Origin of the sequence: Vibrio sp. Vb2960 (assembly GCF_033337665.1) — a bacterium.
GTDB lineage: Bacteria > Pseudomonadota > Gammaproteobacteria > Enterobacterales > Vibrionaceae > Vibrio > Vibrio alginolyticus.
On record NZ_JAWORD010000018.1, the window covers coordinates 1 to 19,078 of the forward strand.

Consider the following 19,078-nt stretch of genomic DNA (forward strand, 5'->3'; position numbering starts at 1 on the left):
GAGTAGTTTTACAGGCAAAGCCGAAACGGATGATAACCACCTACTGAAGTAGGTGGTTTAGGGCTGAAAACAAAAAAGCGCACGATAATCATCGTGCGCTTTTGTTTAAGTGCCTGTAAACATTAGGCTATAACAAATAATCCATAATAATTAGATGTTACATACCGTTGACCAGCTACCATCTGTACCCGGTTCAGCCGCTGTCCACCAGTTCGCTTGGTAAACCACACCGTTGTGGATGATCTTATCGCCTTGGTTAGCGTGGCTTGGATTACCTGCCCAATCCGTTTGTGGCAGAGCTGGGTATGTCACTAAACCTGTCGTATCACACGTACCAGGTTCAGTGGTACCACCACCCGTGCCCGCATTGAGATCACCAATTGGTAGATCTGGCTGTTCAAACTTAAACGCAAACTCTTTACCACCAGAAATCACTGAGTAGTTAGCCGGACCAGAGATTGGTAGGTAGTAAACCATATCAAGCTCGTAAGTGCCGCCCGCTGGCAAGTCTTTCCATGCTGGTAGAGAGAACGACACACGGTGCATTACGCCATCTAAGCCACCGATGTTGTTTGCACGAGTATGTCCAGAAGCAATGACTTTCAAACCACCACCTGATTGGTCTTTCGCGTTGTCCGGCGCAGATACTGGGATATCGAATTGGAATTCAGTACCGCCAGGGATCGCTTGACCTGTGTTGTTCGTAAACGTGATTTTCGGGTTAATTGGGTAGTTTTGGTCGCCAACTTTGAAGCCGCCAACACTAACAGTAATGTCTACTGCTTCAGTTGGTGTTGGACCAGTAGCTACTTTGTTACCGTAAGGCGTCGCAGACTTAAACTTGTCGTAGATAGCTTTGGTCATAGTGTTACCCATGTGGTATTCACCATTACCCGCCGCACAAGCTTGTTCAGTGGCATCTACTGCCGTACGATTACCATTTGCATCCAGTACGTAACAGTTGTAGTCACCTGCTAGTTCCCAGAACATAATACCGCCGATCTCTTTATCGATAACGTAATCGGCTTTCACCTCGATAGAAGCTTTATCTTCCGTAGATAGGAATACGCTCTTCTCTGCGTTCCACAACCAAGGTGCCACAGCAACGCTATCGTAATGACGGGTATAAGTACCAACAAACTTATCTGAAGGATCGTTGACAGGATCGAGACCGTAAGCAGCTGCGTAAGAGCCCCAAATACCGTTTTCTAGGTTCTTAGCATGCCACATTGGGTTAGAACCAGCGCCCATTTCGTTTCCTTTAGGGTCGGTATCATGCCACATGTTGTCGATACCAATAGCGCCGTGACCACAGTTGTTCTTCTCACCTTCACCTGTGCCCGGTTGGCACTCTGCTTGGTTTGGTAGTGCCGCTCGGCCCCAAAGGCCATTTTCGCCACCAGTAACACCTTGCCAACCACGGGTGTAGTAAGGAACACCAATGTTGATACGACCTGCTGGCATAGAACCACGGAAGTAATGGTAAGCCCAGTCTGTGTTCAAGTAACCGATACCACCGTATGCAGCAGTGCCGTATACGTTCCACTGCGCTAGCTCAGAGTCTTTACCTGTATCGAATAAAGCCGCGTTATGACCAACGTGATCATTCCAAGCCCCATGCAAGTCGTAAGACATGATGTTTACGTAGTCTAGGTACTTAGTTACATCGAAGGTTTCCATCCCACGTAGCAAGTAACCTGAAGATGGTGCTGCGATAGTCAGCATATAATGAATACCATCTTGCGCGGATGCCGCATCAAGTTTCTCACGCAATACTTTCATCAGCTCTTGGTAAGACGCCCATAAATACTGACGACGTGGTTCCATGAAGTCTTTGTCGTAAGGGTTACCAGCACCAGCCATTGACGTCGGGTATTCATAGTCGATATCCAGGCCATCGAACTTGTACTGACGCATCATTTCAACGGCTGAAGTTGCGAACTTCTCAATACCAGCATGATTAATAGAGCCGTCCGCATTCGTCGTCATGGTGTAGAAGCCACCATCAGCTACACGATCGCCGTTCGTATCGAAGTGACCGCCCGTTTCAGCCCAACCACCAATCGAGATTAGCGTTTTAACATCATGTTTTTGCTTGTAAGTTGCTAGTGCACCAAAATGACCTTTAAAACCAAGAGCAGGATCTACCTCAACGCCTGGCCAAGTTTTACCTGTAGCAGGGTTGTTAGGATCATTTACGTCGCCAACGTTTACTTTGCCGTCAGAACCAATGCTCACAAACGCGTAGTTAATGTGAGTAAGTTGTTCCCAAGGAATGTCTTTAACAAGGTAAGTCGCTTGTGGGTCGTCACCTGATCGCCAACTGGTGAAGTAGCCGATTACACGACGTGGGTGATCAGCCCCCATTTTCTCACGGCCTTCTTCATCATAAATAGAACAGTAAGGAACATCTACACCCGTTGTTTGATAAAGACCATCAGGACGACAATTAGATGTCACTGCGCCGCCGTTTACCGTTAACGTCGCAAGTGCAGAATCTGCTGTTGCTCCAGCATCATCGGTAGCTCTCGCATAAACACTTAATGAGCCAGCTTGTGAAGGGGTTACATCCAGCGTGTATGGCGCTGCTGTAGCAGTGCCAGCAAGTACACCTGCAACATAAAAATCAACTTTAGAAACGGTACCATCCGCATCCGTAGCATTTGCAGTCAGTGTGACGGAACCACCCAGGTCAATAGAGGTCGCAGAAAGCGCGACATCCACTGTCGGCGCTTCGTTACCAGGTTGCGCTGATGCCACAGTTAACGTCACAACACTTGCCGTACTAACGGCACCTGCATCGTCATAGGCCTTGGTAGAGAACTCGTGCTGTCCTTCAGTTGCTGTCCACGATGCAGCATACGGCGCAGACGTTGCCTGACCAACTAATATACCATCAACAAAGAACTCTACTTTGCTAACAGTCCCATCAGTATCTGCCGCATCTGCAGCTAGGTTAACAACATCACCCGCAGTCACAGAAGCCGACGCAGAAGGCGATGTCAGAGTAACCGTCGGGACTTCATTCTGAGGTGGATCAACCGGTCCAGCGCCATCACAAGCGCCAAGTGTTTCCCACTCGCCCCACTCACCAGATTGCGCTGGATTGTTGTTTTGCGTCCAGTAACGCGCTTTATAAGCATTACCTTCATGCTGAACTTGGTCGCCACCGTTATAAACTTTTGATGATTGCCAAGTTTCTAGAGGGGCACAGTCAACTGCTGCGTAGCTATTGAAGGCCATAAGACAAGAAGCGGTGAGTGTGCTTAGTGTGAACACGTTTTTCACTGCGTTGCCGTTGTTAAGGTGCATAATCGCTCTTCCTTAAGTTATTGTTAAAACAATACTAAATGCGCTAAACGAAACGCATCTATACTTTTATTTCGACGTAAAATAACTTAAGTACAAGTTGGTGATTTCACACTATCTATTTACGAGTTTTCCACACCGCCTCGCAACAATCCACTAAATGATTGCAACAACGTACCTATTATTTGGCACCAGTAACTAATTTTATAACTCAAATAAATATGTCACTCGCAAATTAATAAAAAAGGTAAAAAAAGTCGCCATTTTGAAATAAAGATCACTAAGCCTTTGTTGACCTTGGCGTTTCATTAAAATGCCGCTTGTACTCGCGACTAAACTGTGATGGGCTCGTGTACCCGACCATTCTCGCTGCATCATTAACACGTCGCCCCTCTAACTGGATCAATTCGCGCGCTTTGTTAAGTCGAACTTTCTTAATATATTGCAGCGGAGATTCAAGCGTGACATTGCGAAATGCTTGATGGAAAGCAGACACACTCATGTTGGCTTCTTCAGCCAATGCTTGTACGTTCAACTGTTCGTGATACGCTTGATGCACGCGATTTAGTGCTTTAGCGACCCTCGCGTAAGAACCTTCTTGATGTGCTAGGTCAAATAAAACATACCCCTCTTTGCTCACCAAAGTACGATACACAATTTCCTCAAGAAGCAGCTCGCCAAGCATGATAACATCAAGCTCGTCACACATTGCTTTCATTAACCGCTTGCACGCATCCAACATACCTTCATTCATACGTACCGACTTAAGGCCGCAACGGGTAGCATCCAGACACTTATTACTGAATTTCTCAGCCTCTAATTTTTTAACGAGTTTATGAAGAAGCGTTGGCGAAATATCTATCGAAATGCCAAGTAAAGGCTCATTGTTTGTCGCAAACGCTTCGCACTCTAGTGGCATGGGAACCCCGACAACAAGGTAATCATCGGGCCCATATTGCACTGGTGTATCACCAATATGAATGTTCTTATGCCCTTGACCCAAGACGATGATGCCGGACTGATAGACAAACGGCTGGCGATGATTCCCTTTGCTACTGCGATAAAACCATACGCCATCTATCGCTGTTTTCTTCATACCTTCTAGGTCATGCAGCCCCTGCTTTTCAACATATTGCTGCATGATATCTGCGAGAGTGTGCATTAGAGCGCTCCATCAATGACCAACGAGTTTGGTCTCTATTATCGTTTCGAGCACTATACTTCCTCTCGACTTTAACTTTCTAGCTCAAGAGCATTAATTTTGTAGAAATAGGCAAATTATTTGCAGAAATCGACCTGTTAACCATCGTTAATCAGGACTAATATGCATGTATTCAATCTCCTTCACTGGAAGCAAGAGGGCTAATAATGAACTTTTCTTATGTAAACCCAACCAAGATTTTCTTTGGTCAAAAACAAATCGCAGCAATCAAAGAAGCTATCCCATCCGACCAAAAAGTTTTAGTGGTATACGGTGGTGGCTCCATCAAAAAAAATGGCGTGTACGACCAAGTAGCAGAAGCTCTTGAGGGACATGAATGGCTAGAGTTTTCAGGTGTTGAACCAAACCCAACCAAAGAAACACTCGATAAAGCAGTCGCAATGGTAAAAGAGCATGGTGTTGATTTTATTCTAGCGGTAGGTGGTGGTTCAGTCATCGATGGTTCCAAATACGTAGCAGCGGCATCAAAGTATGATGGTGATGGTTGGGATATCATGATTGGTAAGCACCAAGTCACTGAAGCGACGCCTCTAGCTGCAATTTTGACATTGCCAGCAACAGGCTCAGAGTCAAACATGGGCGCAGTTATCACTAAAAAAGAAACTCAAGACAAACTTCCGTTCATGTCTCCAGCAGTGCAGCCAAAATTTGCCGTGTTAGACCCAGATGTAATGAAAACACTGCCAGAACGCCAGCTTATCAACGGCATTGTTGACGCATGGGTGCACGTATGTGAGCAATACTTGACGCTTCCTACCGGTGCAATGGTTCAAGATGGTTACGCAGAAACACTGCTGAAAACTTTAAAAACACTCGGAGAACAGTTTGCGGAACGAGACGACGATATGTGGCGCGCAAACTTAATGTGGTCTGCTAACCAAGCATTGAATGGGTTAATTGGTAGTGGCGTTCCACAAGACTGGGCAACACATATGATCGGCCATGAATTAACGGCTCTATGGGGCGTTGATCATGCGCGTTCTCTTGCAATTGTCCAACCGTCGTTACTTCGTAACCAAATGCAGTTTAAGCGCCCTAAGTTAGAACAAATGGGTCGCAACGTATTTGGTCTTAAAGCAGGTGAGGATTTAGCAGAGCGCACAATCGAAGCTATCGAAGCGTTTTATCATCAACTTGATGTCGCAACTAAGCTCGAAAGCTATGGTGAGAGCCGTGAACAAGCTATCGATGCCATCATTGATCAACTAAACAAACACGGCATGACTGTTTTAGGTGAAAACCAGGCGATCACACTTGAACGTAGCCGAGAAATCTTAGAGTTAGCTGTCTCATAACTGCAACAATTCTTCACTGCCCTTCCTAGGGTTTAACGGTATTGTGACTTAACAGTCACAATACCGTTTTTTTATGCTATTTTGTAAGCCACATCACGTTCAAAACGAGGAGGCTTCTAAAAACAACGATTCCCTCCAGACAAAAAATCGGCCGTGTTGGTTAGTAAAGAGACAACTGTCCAGCTTTACACAAATAAAAATAATTGAGATCAAAGAACGAGTTAACTCGTTAATTAAGTTTTGATTTGTTGTAGTGATGTACTACATAATTTTGTCTGTTCGAGAAAACACTTTATGTGGCTAGTTGTTGTCGTATTAGCATTCATACATATCATCAGTATCCGTAAAGGCTCTAAATGGCTCTTTTACGTTTCTAAACCATTACCAGTGCTCTGTATGCTTGGTATTTTAATTCAGTCCCCGGCTTACCCAATGCCATATGCGCATTGGATTTTGATTGGCTTATCGCTCTCGTTGCTTGGTGACGTGTTATTAATGCTCCCTAGAGACAAGTTCATTACAGGATTAGTGCTCTTTTGCTCTGCCCATATCTCCTATAGTTATGGTTTTGCCATCATGTCAGCGTGGCATTTTACACCTTGGCTCCCAATTGCCTTGTTCGGACTCGGTATATGCGTCTACTGGTTGTTCCGACCGGATCTCGGTAAAGAGAAACGGCCAGTTGCCAGTTATATATTGGTACTGATGACTATGTGCTGGGCTTCGATCGAGTATTATTTGAGTGGGAAAACACAATCCTCCTCTTTTGCAGTGCTCGGAAGCTTTATCTTTATTATCTCTGGCATCGTATTGGCTTTCGAACGCTTTGGAGGACGGTCAATATTTTCACGACAAGTTGTCATGGTGACCTACTATTCTGCACAGACATTAATGGTTATGTCTGTTGTTGCGATTGTTGTTCGTTATCCGTATCTCGTTGAACTGAGTTAGTCATACTCTAGACTGCACCAACATTAAAGAAACATGGATGTATCTTGTAAGCGATCTGAATAGAGTCTTAAAATCATCGCCTAAACATTAGCTTATTCTTAATGAAATTACGCGCACAACTTGCTATTGTAAAAGGATATTTTTCCGTTATAGCGTGCCCCTTTGAAAGAGAATACTCCCGTCGTTGAGTTTAGCGACGTAAATAAGTGGTATGGCGATTACCACGCTCTAAAAGACATCAACTTCTCCGTGCATTCTGGCGAGATCGTCGTGGTGTGTGGCCCTTCAGGTTCCGGAAAATCAACGCTCATTCGTTGCATCAACCATCTTGAATCGATTCAAGAAGGCCAGCTTCATGTGTTCGACCAGCCTTCTCACGCAAAATCTCTCAAGCCCGGTAAAATCGGCATGGTGTTCCAACACTTTCACCTTTTTCCTCACTTGACTGTACTGGAAAACCTCACCTTAGCGCCGATTCGCACACTCAAATTATCAAAACAAGAAGCGGAAAAACGCGCAAAACATTACCTAAAGCGAGTCAATATTGAAGAGCAAGCGAGTAAGTATCCTATCCAGCTTTCTGGCGGTCAGCAGCAACGCGTCGCGATTGCCCGCTCCTTGTGTATGGAACCGGATTTACTCCTGTTTGACGAGCCAACTTCAGCGCTTGATCCGGAAATGATCAACGAAGTGTTGGATGTCATGGTTGAGCTGGCTCAAAGCGGAATGACGATGATTTGCGTCACGCATGAAATGGGATTTGCCAAAAAAGTAGCGAACCGCGTGGTATTTATGGATGAAGGCCAAATCGTGGAAATGAACTCTCCAGTCGCCTTATTTGAGACACCACAGCATCCACGCACCCAAGCATTTTTGAACCAAATTTTAAGTTACTGATGATAGTTCGCGTAATCAAACCTGTCCTTCAAGCTTTACTGCAAATGACGCTCCTCTTCATAGCGATTGTGTGGGTGTTGGACTCTGGTGCCGACGCTATGGGCTATCAATGGCAATGGGAGCGCGTACCTGATTACATCGCTTTTTATGAAGATGGAGAATGGTGGCCGGCAGAACTTATTGATGGGCTATTGGTCACGCTTAACATCTCGGCTATTAGTCTATTTTTTACCTTAGTATTAGGGTTGGTTACCGCGTTACTAAGGCTTAGCGATTCGAAAGTCGGCAATGTTATTGGTACCACTTATGTCGAAGTAATACGTAACACGCCGTTGTTGGTGCAAATCTATTTACTCTACTTCGTGTTTGGCCCCGTGATTGGTTTGGACCGATTCAGCACCGCCGTTTTGGCATTATCCCTTTTCCAAGGTGCCTACACCGCGGAAATATTCCGTGCAGGTTTAAACAGTATTCCTAAAGGGCAATTCGAAGCAGCACAAACTCTCGGACTATCACCGTTTTACACCTACAAAGACGTAATTTTGCCTCAGGTTTTACAGCGCACATTACCGCCATTAACCAATGAAGTGGTTTCTTTGATCAAAAACTCTTCCATTGTAAGCGTGATGGCGATTTTTGATCTAACAACACAGGCACGCAACATCGTCTCAGAGACGGCGATGCCGTTTGAAATTTGGTTTACCGTGGCAGCAATTTATCTTGCTCTCACTCTGTCACTTTCTGGCTTGTCTGCATGGCTAGAACACAAACTCGGAGCCAGTTGGCGCAAATTATAAGGAGATAACATGAAGTTATTCAAAGCGACCATGACTGCATTATTAGGGCTAGCCATCGCTATGCCTACTCTCGCGAAAGAAGGTGTTGCCACACCCAATGTAGATCAAATCAAAGAACGAGGCACTTTGCGCGTTGGTATGTCAACATTTGTACCTTGGGCAATGCGTAACAAGCAAGGTGAGTTAATCGGTTTTGAAATCGATGTTGCCAAACGCTTAGCACAAGATTCAGGTTTGAAAGTGGAATTCGTACCGACTGCATGGGATGGCATTATTCCCGCATTACTGGCGAAAAAGTTCGACGTGATCATCGGTGGCATGTCGGTTACGCCTGAACGCTCCAAAAGCGTCTTGTTTACTGAGCCCTACTCGCACTCAGGCGTTCAAGTAGCAGCAAACAAAGAACTCGCCTCTGGTTTTAGCGAATTTTCGGATTTTGACTCACGACGCGTAAAAATTGCGGCTCGTCGCGGCGCATTCACCGTTCAAGTAGCCAGAGAAACCTTCCCGAAAGCGAAGATCCTGCAATTTGATGACGACGCGCAAGCGTTCCAAGAGGTGCTGAATGGTAACGCCCACGCGGTCATTGCTTCTAGCCCAAAACCAGAACATGAGACAGTGAAACACAGCGACAAACTATTCCTTCCATTCTCTGAGCGACTATCACAAGGTAACGAAGCCTTTGCAGTTCGCTTGGGGGAAGAAGATAAAAAGGCCTTTTTCAATAAATGGATTGAAGCAAGAACCCAAGATGGATGGTTAAAACAACGTTATGAATACTGGTTCTCGACATTAGATTGGCAAGATCAAGTCGCACAAGGCCAGTAATCTAAATGGCTCGTGGACGCCGCGAGCCTATACTCTCCAATCATCCATTTTACTTTTCCATAACTTATCGGAGTCAAATTTTTGGGCGAACACACTACCACTCGCACAGCACCCGCGAAATCCAGCACAGGCTACCTTTTACCGCAATTAAACACACTAGACTGGGTACTACTTGTTATGTGCGGTATCGGTGGTGTTTGGCTGTACCATCGGTCCGCTGTTGGTGTGCATTATTTGTGGCAGTGGAAAGAGGCGCTTGAATTACTTTTCACGCCTAGAGCAGATGGTGGTTTGCCCTACTTCTTCCAAGGTTTGATTTCGACGTTAAGGCTCAGTATTTGGGGCATCAGCTTCGCATTAGTGTTTGGCACTTTGTTAGGCTTAGCACGCTTCTCTCGTTCCGTTTGGTTGCGCACACCTGCCAATGCGTTTATCCAGTTAGTGAGAAACATCCCTCCGTTGGTGTTTGTTTTTATTTTCTACTTTTTCATTTCTAACCAATTGATCCCGTTACTCGGTTTGGAAGATCTTCTACGAAACTACAACGGCGAACCAAATGCGCTACAGCGCTTTCTGTTTGGGCCTTCTAACCTTTGGGAAAACCTTGCCTCTGGCGTGTTATGCGTCGGCTTACTCTCTTCTGCCTACATTGCAGAAGTTGTGCGCGGTGGTTTACAAAGTATCGACCAAGGTCAGTGGGAGGCGGCTGACTCATTGGGCTTGTCTCGATGGGTGAAATACCGATTTGTTATCGCGCCACAGGTGCTTAAATCAATAACACCTGCACTTGCCGGTCAAACCATCTCTTTGGTGAAAGACACCTCTATTGTTTCACTGATTTCGATACAAGAAATGACGTTTGTTGGGACAGAGATGGCAAATTCATCAGGGTATATATTTGAAATTTGGTTGATTGTCGGCCTTGCTTACTTCTTAATCTGTTTTGGTCTGTCACTTATTTTCCGCCATATTGAAGCAAAATCGGAAGCCATTTCAAATTAACTCAACCGCATATGTAATTAGGCACATTTGATTCTTCAAATCAGAATTGCACCCTGTTACATTGGCAAGATGCTAAATTTTCGGCGTTTTTCATGGAGTTAAAGAATCAATCCGACTACGAGCGATACATAAAACAAGATAATCTTGGTGAATATTACGTAGTTCTCAATCAATTCACTTTTCACAGTGTTTATCAGCCAATTTTTGATAGACGCCAACGTATTATTGGTATGGAAGCCTTACTGCGTATTCGTGGCATTGATGGTTCCCTAATTCGTCCTGACGTGTTTCTGGCCAATAATGGTCTTGATCCCTACTTTCGCTTATGTGTAGAGTTTTTATCCAGAGCAATGCACATTCGAAATTTCGCACGCTATTTCGCAGGGACGCCGATCAAACTGTTTCTTAACGTCATGCCTCAAACGCTACTCACACTAACCAAAGACATGGGCTTTAAAGATAACGGCCTGCTTTACAAACGCCTTTCCGAACTTGGTATGAGCCCATCAGACGTAGTTTTTGAAGTAGTCGAAGAGTCATGCGGAGATACGGATTTATTAATCAAAGCCGTACAGTTAATGAAAGCAAATGGTTTTATCTTTGCTATCGATGATTTTGGCGCCCAACATTCTGATATCGCACGTGTTCAGCAGCTCTGCCCTGACATCATCAAAATCGATCGTTCCTATTTGCTAGACTACTGCGCCGGAGAAACCTTTTCCATACATAGCGCCGTTGATCTAGCGGATCATATGGGAGCAAAAGTCATTATAGAAGGGGTTGAAGAAGACGTGCAGCTACAAGCTATGTATCAACTTAATTTGGATTATTACCAAGGCTTTTACTTAGGAAAGCCTTGCGCCATTCATCACTGGACAGATAGCCTAAACATCGAGACGACAGTGCATTAACACTGCCCACTTACAGCACAGTGAAACCAAAAAAGCGCCGATATAATATGCTCGGCGCTTTTTAGTTTTACTCAGATGTCACTTATTTAGTTAAGCGTTCATTTCCCTAGAAAAAGTCAATAGAATTACGTCCGCTCTTCGGATCACGAGTGGCTTGCGGTTTGTCTTCTTTTTTGCCTTTCTTAGCAGACTGAGACAACGCTTCTTTCTGCGCTTTACGCTCTTTATGTGCCGCTTTACGGCCTGTTGATTTAGGCCCAGAAGCTTTAGGTGACTTACTTTGACGAGACTTATCTTTACGAGAAGACTGTGCTTCTTTTTTCGCTTTCTTTTCTGCTTTTTGCTCTGCCGTTTCAGGTTCGGTTACTGGCGCATCGCAAACCACAACATAATATTCCTGGTTAAACTCAAAAAAGTCACCATCATACATCTTGCGGCGCTTACGTGTTTCTAGTTCACCATTCACCGCGACGTAGCCTTCCTCGATGATATGTTTTGCTTCGCCGCCACCGCTGACCAAGTTTGCGATTTTAAAAAGCTTGTACAGTTCGATTGGATGCGCATCAACATCGATGCCAATCGCTTCGATCTCAATCTCTTCGCCTTCTAAATACTCTTCGTGGTCGTAATCTTGGGTCATGTTACTTACTCTTACTATTTGATGCCCTGAAGTTTAAACGCAATGCTTAAAAATAGAAACCTCTGGCGATGTTCAATCACCGATTCGCCTTGGCATTCGAGCACCTCTTAACCCATTTAACTTGTCGCTTGTTAGCTTGTATACCGATGCGTAGCTCAAACGAAGATGCAATTACGCAACCTGAAAGTATATACTCTCTAAGTTATTGTTGAAAAGAGCGAATACTTTGTCTCAACCAAGTAGAATTACCTTTGTCACTGCGAACTTGTTTAATTTTGTCGCACCGCCTAACGCCTACTATGATTTCGAGAACATATACTCGTTAGAGCAATGGCGAGACAAACTTTCGTGGACGCAACGTCAAGTTGAAAAACTGGAAGGCGACGTGATTGGCTTACAAGAAGTGTTCAGTATCGAGAAGACCCAGGCATTTTTTTCAACCATCGGCTACCCCTACTTTGCGACCGTTGACACCCCACATGTTGAAGATGAGTACATTTACTCAAGCCCTGTTGTGGCAATCGCATCTCGGTTTCCAATAGAAAAAGTACAAGCGGTAGAGTTTGACTTAGCAACGCTTGAGCCTTTTGGAGTAAGTGTTGTTCCAGAGTTCAGTCGCAAACCTATCTATGCCCAAGTAATACATCCTGTACTTGGTCATATCGCCGTTTACGTAACACACCTGAAATCTCAACGCCCGGCCGACTCAGAACAACCAGAAACGTCTAGCACGATTATTGGGCGCTGGTTATCCACCCAGCAAAGAGGCTGGGAAGCAGCGATGTTAAGAGACGCGATGCAAAAGAGGTATCGAAAAGAACCAATGCCGACAGTGTTAATGGGCGATATGAATCAACCTATCACTCCTATCAGCGTTAACAGCGCATTGGTATCCAATACTGGTGACAGCGTCACTGAATTACAACTCAAAGATGGTTGGTTATTGCAAAGTGACACCCTGAAGGATGAACGCCCAGCCACGCACTATCATTTTTCCACTGGGAATGTACTCGACTATATCTTGCTCTCACAAGAGTTTGATACCTTATCAGATATATCGGTTGCCGAGGTTGTTGACTATCAGGTGTCTAACCAACATCTGATCAACCCGATTTATGACAGAGATAAAAACGCCAGCGACCACGCATTTGTGGCGCTGACTGCTGAAGTAAAGCTTTGAGCAACCTATTTAGTTACTTAGTGACGTTTCACAATTTTACGCGGGATAAGTTCTACGCCAGGCTTGTAACGCTTGGCGGAAGCGTTGAGTGCTAACTCCATTGCGCTGTCCGCGATCAACTCAAACTGTTGAGGCAAAGAGTTGATTTTCACAGGCAAGAAGTCCAGCAGTCGATTATCACCAAATGTTGCTAAACGCACCTTTCCCATCAGTTCTGGTTTTTCTAGCATTACATCCAACACACCTTCTAACAGTGTATATGACGTTGTAACAATGGCATCTGGCAATGCGTTCTCTGTTAACCATCTCTCTAAGACTTTCTTGCCTTCTTCCCGGGAGAAGTGTTGTCCATAACCCACTGTTGCCGTTTTACAACCTTGTTGAGTAGCAGATAGAAAACCGAGCTCACGCTCTTTTGAGACTTGAAGATCTTGCAATGCGCCGATTAAGCCAATGGACTTTATATCCTCGGACAGTACTGACTGAGTGAGTTCAAGTGCGGCATCAAAATCTTCGCTGATGACACAACAAAAGTGCTCATCATCCATTGGACGGTCTAGCGCGATAACTGGCGTACCAGAATTTTGCAACTTAAGATAATACTCGTTTGCAGTGGGCATACCACTTGCCACAAACAACGCATCAATGCGACGACTGACTAATGCTTCCGCCACCTTTTGCTCTGTATCAGGATCATCATCAGAGCAGCCAATCAAAATTTGGTACCCCGCTTTCCGGGAGTTCTGCTCTATCAGCTTTGCAAGACGCGCATAACTGGTGTTCTCTAAGTCTGGGATGATAAGCCCAAATGAGCGTGAATTACCTGCCCGCAAGGAAGACGCCGCATGATCTGGCTTATAATTGTACTCATCTACAACGGCCATCACCTTTTTCTGAGTCTTCTCGCTGATGCGGTATTTCTGCGCTTTTCCGTTAATCACATAGCTTGCAGTTGTCTTAGAAACACCCGCTAATTTGGCTATTTCATCCAGTGTCATATTCTAAACCTTATTCTGTGCGCGCGATCATATTAATACATCAACGATCTTTCGATAAGTTGAATTATAAGCTGAACCGATTCAGTATTAAAGCTGAAAGGATTCAGCAAAACTTAAAAATTGACGTAAATCACCTGAATACACAACAAACCAATTTGTAGGCTAGGCTATAGGACAGCGCCAAAGACTCATTTGTTAACGTCAGTTTTTAAAACAGTTTTTCTGAGTCTTTTAAAAAATTTACCAACAAGCTGAATCGATTTAGCTTGAAAGATAAAAGGTTTGAGGAGTGATAAGCGCTCAGAAGAAGCGGCGTTCAACTTCTCACACAGAATACATTTTTAAATTGATACCTTAAGGCTGGAGAAGCACCATGCTTAAGCTAAATAAGAACGACATTACCCTCTCGCAATCAGCGACAGATAAGTTTGAAGCAATAAAGAGTATTGCTCATAGCCTGACTGATAAAGGCCTAGTTGAACGCGGTTACGTTGAAGGCATGCTAAACCGTGAAAACCAAAACTCTACGTTTTTGGGGAACGGTATCGCCATCCCGCACGGTACAACCGACACTCGTGCAATGGTGAAAACAACGGGTGTTGCTGTGCATCACTTCCCACAAGGTGTCGACTGGGGTGATGGCAATACTGTGTTCGTCGCTATCGGTATTGCAGCTAAATCTGACGAGCACCTTGGCATTCTTAAACAGCTCACCAAAGTGCTAGGCGCAGATGGCGTAGAAGAGCGTCTGCGTAATGCAAAAAACGAAGACGAGATCATCGCCCTACTGCACGGTGATGTTCAGCTTGAAGCAGACTTTGACGCTTCTTTAATTCAACTGATGTTCCCTGCGAGCGACATGCTACAGATGAGTGCTGTTGCTGGTGGTCTGTTGAAAAATACGGGATGTGCTGATAACGAATTCGTTGCAGATCTCGTTACCAAACAACCAACTCACTTATGTAATGGCCTGTGGTTAATTGGCAGTGACAAACATGTCACTCGCACAGGTGTGTCATTTGTCTCGACGGCAAACGACTGCGAATATGAAGGTCAAAAAGTGCGTGCACTTGTCGCGTTCGCAGCATGTAACAATGCTCACCAACCTATCCTAAAAACGCTTTCTAATATTGTGTTTAACAATGAACACGGCAAGCTTTTAGATGCATCAGTAGAACAGATTCTTGCTTTGTTCAAAGGTGAAGAAGTCACAGCCGCATCTTCAGAAGAAGGCAATACCGCTGTATTTAAAATCAAAAACTCTCACGGCCTACATGCTCGTCCGGGGGCAATGTTAGTCGCAGAAGCGAAAAAGTTTGAATCCACTATACGTGTTGCCAACTTAGACGGAGATGGAAAAGCAGTAAACGCGAAGAGCCTAATGAAAGTCATCGCGCTGGGCGTTAAGCACGGTCACCAACTTCAATTTACAGCAGAAGGCCCTGATGCCCCGCAAGCCTTGGAGTCTATCGGAAATGCAATCGCTTCTGGCCTTGGTGAAGGTTAAGGATCCGATATGACAAAAAAAACAAATAAGGTTGTCACTATTACGCTCAACCCAGCATTGGATTTAACAGGTTCAGTAAATGAACTAAACGTTGGTTCCGTGAGCTTAGTACAGCAAAGCAATCTCCACGCTGCAGGTAAAGGTGTCAACGTAGCAAAAGTGTTGAGCGATTTAGGCGCAGATGTCACGGTTACCGGCTTTCTTGGTAAAGATAACCCTGAGCTATTCCATCAGCTTTTCAATGACATCGGCGTTAAGAATGAGTTTGTAGAAGTACAAGGTGCAACTCGTATCAACGTCAAGCTCGTTGAGGCTAATGGAAACGTTAGTGACATTAACTTCCCTGGTGTTCAAGTTACGGCAGAAGAAATCGCGCGCTTTGAAGAAACCCTATTCCGCCTTGCTGAAACACACGATTACTTTGTATTGGCAGGCAGCCTACCGGGCGGTGTTACTGCAGAGCAATGCGCTGCATGGATAGAAGCACTGCATCAACAAGGCAAAAAGGTGTTGTTCGACAGTAGCAAAGCCGCATTGAAGTCAGGTATTGATGCTCACCCATGGTTAATTAAACCTAACGATGAAGAACTTGGTGATTTTGTTGGCGAACATCTAGCAACACCTGAACAGTGCCAAGCTGCAGCGCAAACACTGAGCGACAAAGGCATAGAAAACATCGTGGTTTCTATGGGACCTGACGGTGTTATGTGGCTCAACCAAGGCGAATGGCTTAGTGCAAAACCGCCTCGAATGCATGTCGTGAGCACCGTTGGCGCAGGCGATACGCTGGTCGCTGGCTTGTGTTGGGGCCACATGCAACTGATGCCTAAAAACGATTTATTGCGCTTCGCTACGGCACTTTCTGCTTTGGCAGTTAGTCAAGTTGGCGTAGGGCTAACCAGTCAGGAAGAACTGGAAAATATCAAGCGACAAACTGAAGTTAGCGCGCTTTACCCTATTACAAACTTAGAACAAAACTAAGGAACAGAAGGTTATCGTATGAATATTGCCATTATTACTGCCTGTCCGAGCGGTGTAGCAAATAGCATCCTTGCGGCAGGATTACTAGAACAAGCCGCCGCAAAATTAAACTGGAATGCCAAAATAGAATGTCAATCAAGTGTGGTTGAACCAACACTATTGACGGAAGCTGACGTTGAACAAGCAGAAGTCATTGTCATTGCGGCAAATACTATCGTCGACACTTCTCGTTTTGTAGGAAAAAAGGTTTACCAAGCGGAAATTAGCGAAGTAGCAAAAGACGCAACTGCGTTTCTCCAGCAAGCGGTTGAAAACGCCACTTTACTTGAAAAAGCAACCACACTTGCAGCCCCTATCACTACAGATACAACATCAGCATCAAAGAAGATTGTTGCAATCACGGCATGCCCTACTGGCGTTGCGCATACCTTTATGGCGGCAGAAGCTTTAGAAGAAGAAGGCAAGCGTCGTGGCCATCAAATCAAGGTGGAAACTCGTGGTTCAGTTGGCGCTAAAAACCAACTGACTGAGCAAGAAATTGCAGACGCCGATCTGGTGATCATTGCTGCGGATATTGAAGTGCCACTTGATCGCTTTAACGGCAAAAAGATGTACCGCACGAAAACAGGTCCAGCTCTGAAGAAAACAGCCGAAGAGATGGACAAAGCATTCGAGCAAGCCACGGTGTATCAACATTCTGGTTCAGCTAACTCTTCATCTTCCACCGAAGAGAAAAAAGGCGCTTACAAACACCTAATGACGGGTGTTTCGCACATGCTTCCTGTCGTCGTTGCAGGTGGTTTGATCATCGCTCTATCTTTCGTGTTCGGTATTGAAGCATTTAAAGAAGAAGGCACACTAGCAGCAGCCTTGATGAACATTGGTGGTGGCTCTGCATTCGCATTGATGATTCCTGTACTTGCTGGTTACATCGCGTTCTCAATTGCTGACCGTCCGGGTCTGGCTCCTGGTCTTGTTGGCGGTATGCTAGCAAGTTCAACGGGTGCTGGTTTCCTAGGTGGTATCGCAGCTGGCTTCATTGCCGGTTATGCAGCGAAGCTCCTTGCGGACAAAGTAAAACTCCCACAATCGATGGAAGCGCTTAAACCAATTCTGATCATTCCATTTGTAGCAACATTGTTCACTGGCCTTGTCATGATCTACATCGTAGGCGGCCCAGTTTCAGGCATCATGAACGGCCTGACTGACTTCCTAAACAACATGGGTTCTGACAGTGCAGTACTACTGGGTATTATCCTTGGCGCAATGATGTGCTTCGACCTAGGAGGCCCGGTAAACAAAGCCGCTTACGCATTTGGTGTTGGCCTTCTGGCTTCACAAACTTACGCACCAATGGCGGCAATCATGGCCGCAGGTATGGTTCCTGCGCTAGGTATGGGTTTAGCGACCTTCATTGCGAAGAACAAATTTGAACAAAATGAACGTGAGGCTGGTAAAGCATCATTTGTCTTGGGCCTGTGTTTCATCTCTGAAGGCGCAATTCCATTTGCTGCGAAAGATCCAATGCGCGTGATTCCATCTTGTATGGCAGGTGGCGCACTTACTGGTGCCCTATCGATGCTATTCGGTGCGAAATTAATGGCACCACACGGCGGTCTATTCGTGCTGCTAATTCCTAACGCAATTTCACCAGTATTAATGTATTTAGTGGCTATTGCAGCAGGTACAGCGGTAACTGGCTTTACTTACGCATTCTTAAAAAGCAAAGCAGAAGCGAAACAAGAAGTCGCAGCTTAATTAGAGCGACTCCGGTTAACAATGCCACCCTCGAATTTGGCATTTAGCACCTCCCTTTAATTCCGGTTAAGGGAGGTGTTTTTTATTCCACAGCCGGAACGGCTACAATGTCTACTTCCCCACTGCTCATATCCACCGTTGCTTGATAAGCGCTATGCGGGTCACCGTAGTGCTTGAAGGTAAAGTGGTAAACGTTAGCTGGCGTCCACAAGGTTTTTGATTCTGCGGGCAGAATGTCATAGCCGTCTTGCTGATAAAGCTCTGTCGCCATTACATTTGCGATTGCCGCCTGCTGGTTAGCGTCTCGATCCACCTTTGGCTCTAGTGACGGGTTACTTGGATAAGACTCACCGTTGTAACTCATGAGTCGATATGAGCCATTACTCCAAACGATAAAGTCCTGCCAACCATTACTGTAACTGTTGGCTAGTACAATAGGCGTGCGAGTTACCGACATTCGATTAATAACGTTTCCTTCATTATCAAACATATATGCAGAGCAGCCACCACTACCACAGAAATAGCGATCTTGAAGCAACACTATGTGTTCTGTCTTTCCGTCGCTGTTTAGGTCGGCGCTACCCGATAGATAACGTAGATTGTCTTGCTCGAGCGACAGCCCTTCAGGGGCTAAAACCTTACTATCAATCCAACTGGAAATGACTTCAGCACTAACACTGTTGATTTTAGGGGCAGGTTGTTTGGTTTCTGTCGGCATGCTATCCGTCGCGGTGCAGCCAACCAAGGTGAAAGAACCAACGAAGAAGAGTCCGTTTAATATGCGCTTATTCATGTAATCTCA

Annotated in this window: 16 protein-coding genes; 11 read left to right on the top strand and 5 right to left on the bottom strand. The window is 45.2% G+C overall.

What is annotated here, in order from left to right; translation table 11 throughout:
- Positions 1–150 precede the first annotated feature (150 nt).
- Entirely contained in the window at positions 151–3,312 is a 3,162-nt protein-coding gene (locus tag R7O03_RS15910; RefSeq protein ID WP_318131843.1) for a chitinase C-terminal domain-containing protein, read from the bottom strand.
- A 277-nt stretch (positions 3,313–3,589) separates the two neighbouring features.
- Entirely contained in the window at positions 3,590–4,471 is an 882-nt protein-coding gene (locus R7O03_RS15915) for an AraC family transcriptional regulator (protein ID WP_033906538.1), read from the bottom strand.
- A gap of 206 nt (positions 4,472–4,677) precedes the next feature.
- Here R7O03_RS15915 and R7O03_RS15920 point away from each other — a divergent pair, with 206 nt between their 5' ends.
- The 7 genes from R7O03_RS15920 (at position 4,678) to R7O03_RS15950 (ending at position 11,212) form a co-directional block, all read left to right on the top strand.
- Complete coding sequence (locus R7O03_RS15920) at positions 4,678–5,826, top strand: iron-containing alcohol dehydrogenase (protein ID WP_213969401.1); 1,149 nt, start codon at positions 4,678–4,680, stop codon at positions 5,824–5,826.
- Positions 5,827–6,120: 294 nt separating this feature from the next.
- On the top strand, positions 6,121–6,777 hold the full coding sequence (locus R7O03_RS15925) for a lysoplasmalogenase (RefSeq protein ID WP_213969402.1): 657 nt from the start codon (positions 6,121–6,123) through the stop codon (positions 6,775–6,777).
- 162 nt (positions 6,778–6,939) lie between these two features.
- On the top strand, positions 6,940–7,674 hold the full coding sequence (locus tag R7O03_RS15930; protein WP_053307675.1) for an amino acid ABC transporter ATP-binding protein: 735 nt from the start codon (positions 6,940–6,942) through the stop codon (positions 7,672–7,674).
- Positions 7,674–8,471, top strand: a complete 798-nt coding sequence (locus R7O03_RS15935) for an amino acid ABC transporter permease (RefSeq protein ID WP_005376396.1) — start codon at positions 7,674–7,676, stop codon at positions 8,469–8,471. The genes R7O03_RS15930 and R7O03_RS15935 overlap by 1 nt, the downstream gene beginning before the upstream one ends.
- Positions 8,472–8,480: 9 nt before the next feature.
- On the top strand, positions 8,481–9,299 hold the full coding sequence (locus tag R7O03_RS15940; protein WP_213972745.1) for a transporter substrate-binding domain-containing protein: 819 nt from the start codon (positions 8,481–8,483) through the stop codon (positions 9,297–9,299).
- A gap of 81 nt (positions 9,300–9,380) precedes the next feature.
- Positions 9,381–10,301: an amino acid ABC transporter permease gene (locus tag R7O03_RS15945; protein WP_017820957.1), complete on the top strand. Its 921-nt coding sequence runs from the start codon at positions 9,381–9,383 to the stop codon at positions 10,299–10,301.
- 92 nt (positions 10,302–10,393) lie between these two features.
- On the top strand, positions 10,394–11,212 hold the full coding sequence (locus R7O03_RS15950) for an EAL domain-containing protein (RefSeq protein WP_017820958.1): 819 nt from the start codon (positions 10,394–10,396) through the stop codon (positions 11,210–11,212).
- A 106-nt stretch (positions 11,213–11,318) separates the two neighbouring features.
- Here R7O03_RS15950 and R7O03_RS15955 read toward each other — a convergent pair whose 3' ends face one another.
- Complete coding sequence (locus R7O03_RS15955) at positions 11,319–11,852, bottom strand: RNA-binding S4 domain-containing protein (protein WP_005376400.1); 534 nt, start codon at positions 11,850–11,852, stop codon at positions 11,319–11,321.
- A gap of 226 nt (positions 11,853–12,078) precedes the next feature.
- On the opposite strand from R7O03_RS15955, the gene R7O03_RS15960 reads away from it, so the two are divergent.
- Entirely contained in the window at positions 12,079–13,032 is a 954-nt protein-coding gene (locus R7O03_RS15960; RefSeq protein ID WP_053349128.1) for an endonuclease/exonuclease/phosphatase family protein, read from the top strand.
- A 17-nt stretch (positions 13,033–13,049) separates the two neighbouring features.
- Here R7O03_RS15960 and cra read toward each other — a convergent pair whose 3' ends face one another.
- Entirely contained in the window at positions 13,050–14,030 is a 981-nt protein-coding gene (cra, locus tag R7O03_RS15965) for a catabolite repressor/activator (protein ID WP_318131844.1), read from the bottom strand.
- A gap of 373 nt (positions 14,031–14,403) precedes the next feature.
- On the opposite strand from cra, the gene fruB reads away from it, so the two are divergent.
- Genes fruB through fruA form a run of 3 tightly spaced genes read left to right on the top strand, consistent with a single transcriptional unit; the run spans position 14,404 to position 18,276 of the window.
- Positions 14,404–15,537 (top strand): fused PTS fructose transporter subunit IIA/HPr protein, encoded by a 1,134-nt coding sequence (fruB, locus tag R7O03_RS15970; RefSeq protein ID WP_318131845.1) that lies wholly within the window; start codon positions 14,404–14,406, stop codon positions 15,535–15,537.
- Positions 15,538–15,546: 9 nt separating this feature from the next.
- Positions 15,547–16,518 carry a 1-phosphofructokinase gene (gene pfkB / locus R7O03_RS15975; protein ID WP_025767802.1) on the top strand — a complete coding sequence of 324 codons (972 nt, stop codon included), beginning with the start codon at positions 15,547–15,549 and terminating at the stop codon, positions 16,516–16,518.
- Positions 16,519–16,536: 18 nt separating this feature from the next.
- Entirely contained in the window at positions 16,537–18,276 is a 1,740-nt protein-coding gene (gene fruA, locus R7O03_RS15980) for a PTS fructose transporter subunit IIBC (protein WP_318131846.1), read from the top strand.
- A gap of 82 nt (positions 18,277–18,358) precedes the next feature.
- Here fruA and R7O03_RS15985 read toward each other — a convergent pair whose 3' ends face one another.
- Positions 18,359–19,069 (bottom strand): hypothetical protein, encoded by a 711-nt coding sequence (locus R7O03_RS15985; RefSeq protein ID WP_062730997.1) that lies wholly within the window; start codon positions 19,067–19,069, stop codon positions 18,359–18,361.
- Between the last annotated feature and the right edge of the window lie 9 nt (positions 19,070–19,078).

Coding starts and splice junctions, on each gene's coding strand:
- R7O03_RS15910 (WP_318131843.1), bottom strand. CDS start 3,312: ATGCACCTTAACAACGGCAACGCAGTGAAAAACGTGTTCACACTAAGC.
- R7O03_RS15915 (WP_033906538.1), bottom strand. CDS start 4,471: ATGCACACTCTCGCAGATATCATGCAGCAATATGTTGAAAAGCAGGGG.
- R7O03_RS15920 (WP_213969401.1), top strand. CDS start 4,678: ATGAACTTTTCTTATGTAAACCCAACCAAGATTTTCTTTGGTCAAAAA.
- R7O03_RS15925 (WP_213969402.1), top strand. CDS start 6,121: ATGTGGCTAGTTGTTGTCGTATTAGCATTCATACATATCATCAGTATC.
- R7O03_RS15935 (WP_005376396.1), top strand. CDS start 7,674: ATGATAGTTCGCGTAATCAAACCTGTCCTTCAAGCTTTACTGCAAATG.
- R7O03_RS15940 (WP_213972745.1), top strand. CDS start 8,481: ATGAAGTTATTCAAAGCGACCATGACTGCATTATTAGGGCTAGCCATC.
- R7O03_RS15950 (WP_017820958.1), top strand. CDS start 10,394: ATGGAGTTAAAGAATCAATCCGACTACGAGCGATACATAAAACAAGAT.
- R7O03_RS15955 (WP_005376400.1), bottom strand. CDS start 11,852: ATGACCCAAGATTACGACCACGAAGAGTATTTAGAAGGCGAAGAGATT.
- cra (WP_318131844.1), bottom strand. CDS start 14,030: ATGACACTGGATGAAATAGCCAAATTAGCGGGTGTTTCTAAGACAACT.
- fruB (WP_318131845.1), top strand. CDS start 14,404: ATGCTTAAGCTAAATAAGAACGACATTACCCTCTCGCAATCAGCGACA.
- pfkB (WP_025767802.1), top strand. CDS start 15,547: ATGACAAAAAAAACAAATAAGGTTGTCACTATTACGCTCAACCCAGCA.
- fruA (WP_318131846.1), top strand. CDS start 16,537: ATGAATATTGCCATTATTACTGCCTGTCCGAGCGGTGTAGCAAATAGC.
- R7O03_RS15985 (WP_062730997.1), bottom strand. CDS start 19,069: ATGAATAAGCGCATATTAAACGGACTCTTCTTCGTTGGTTCTTTCACC.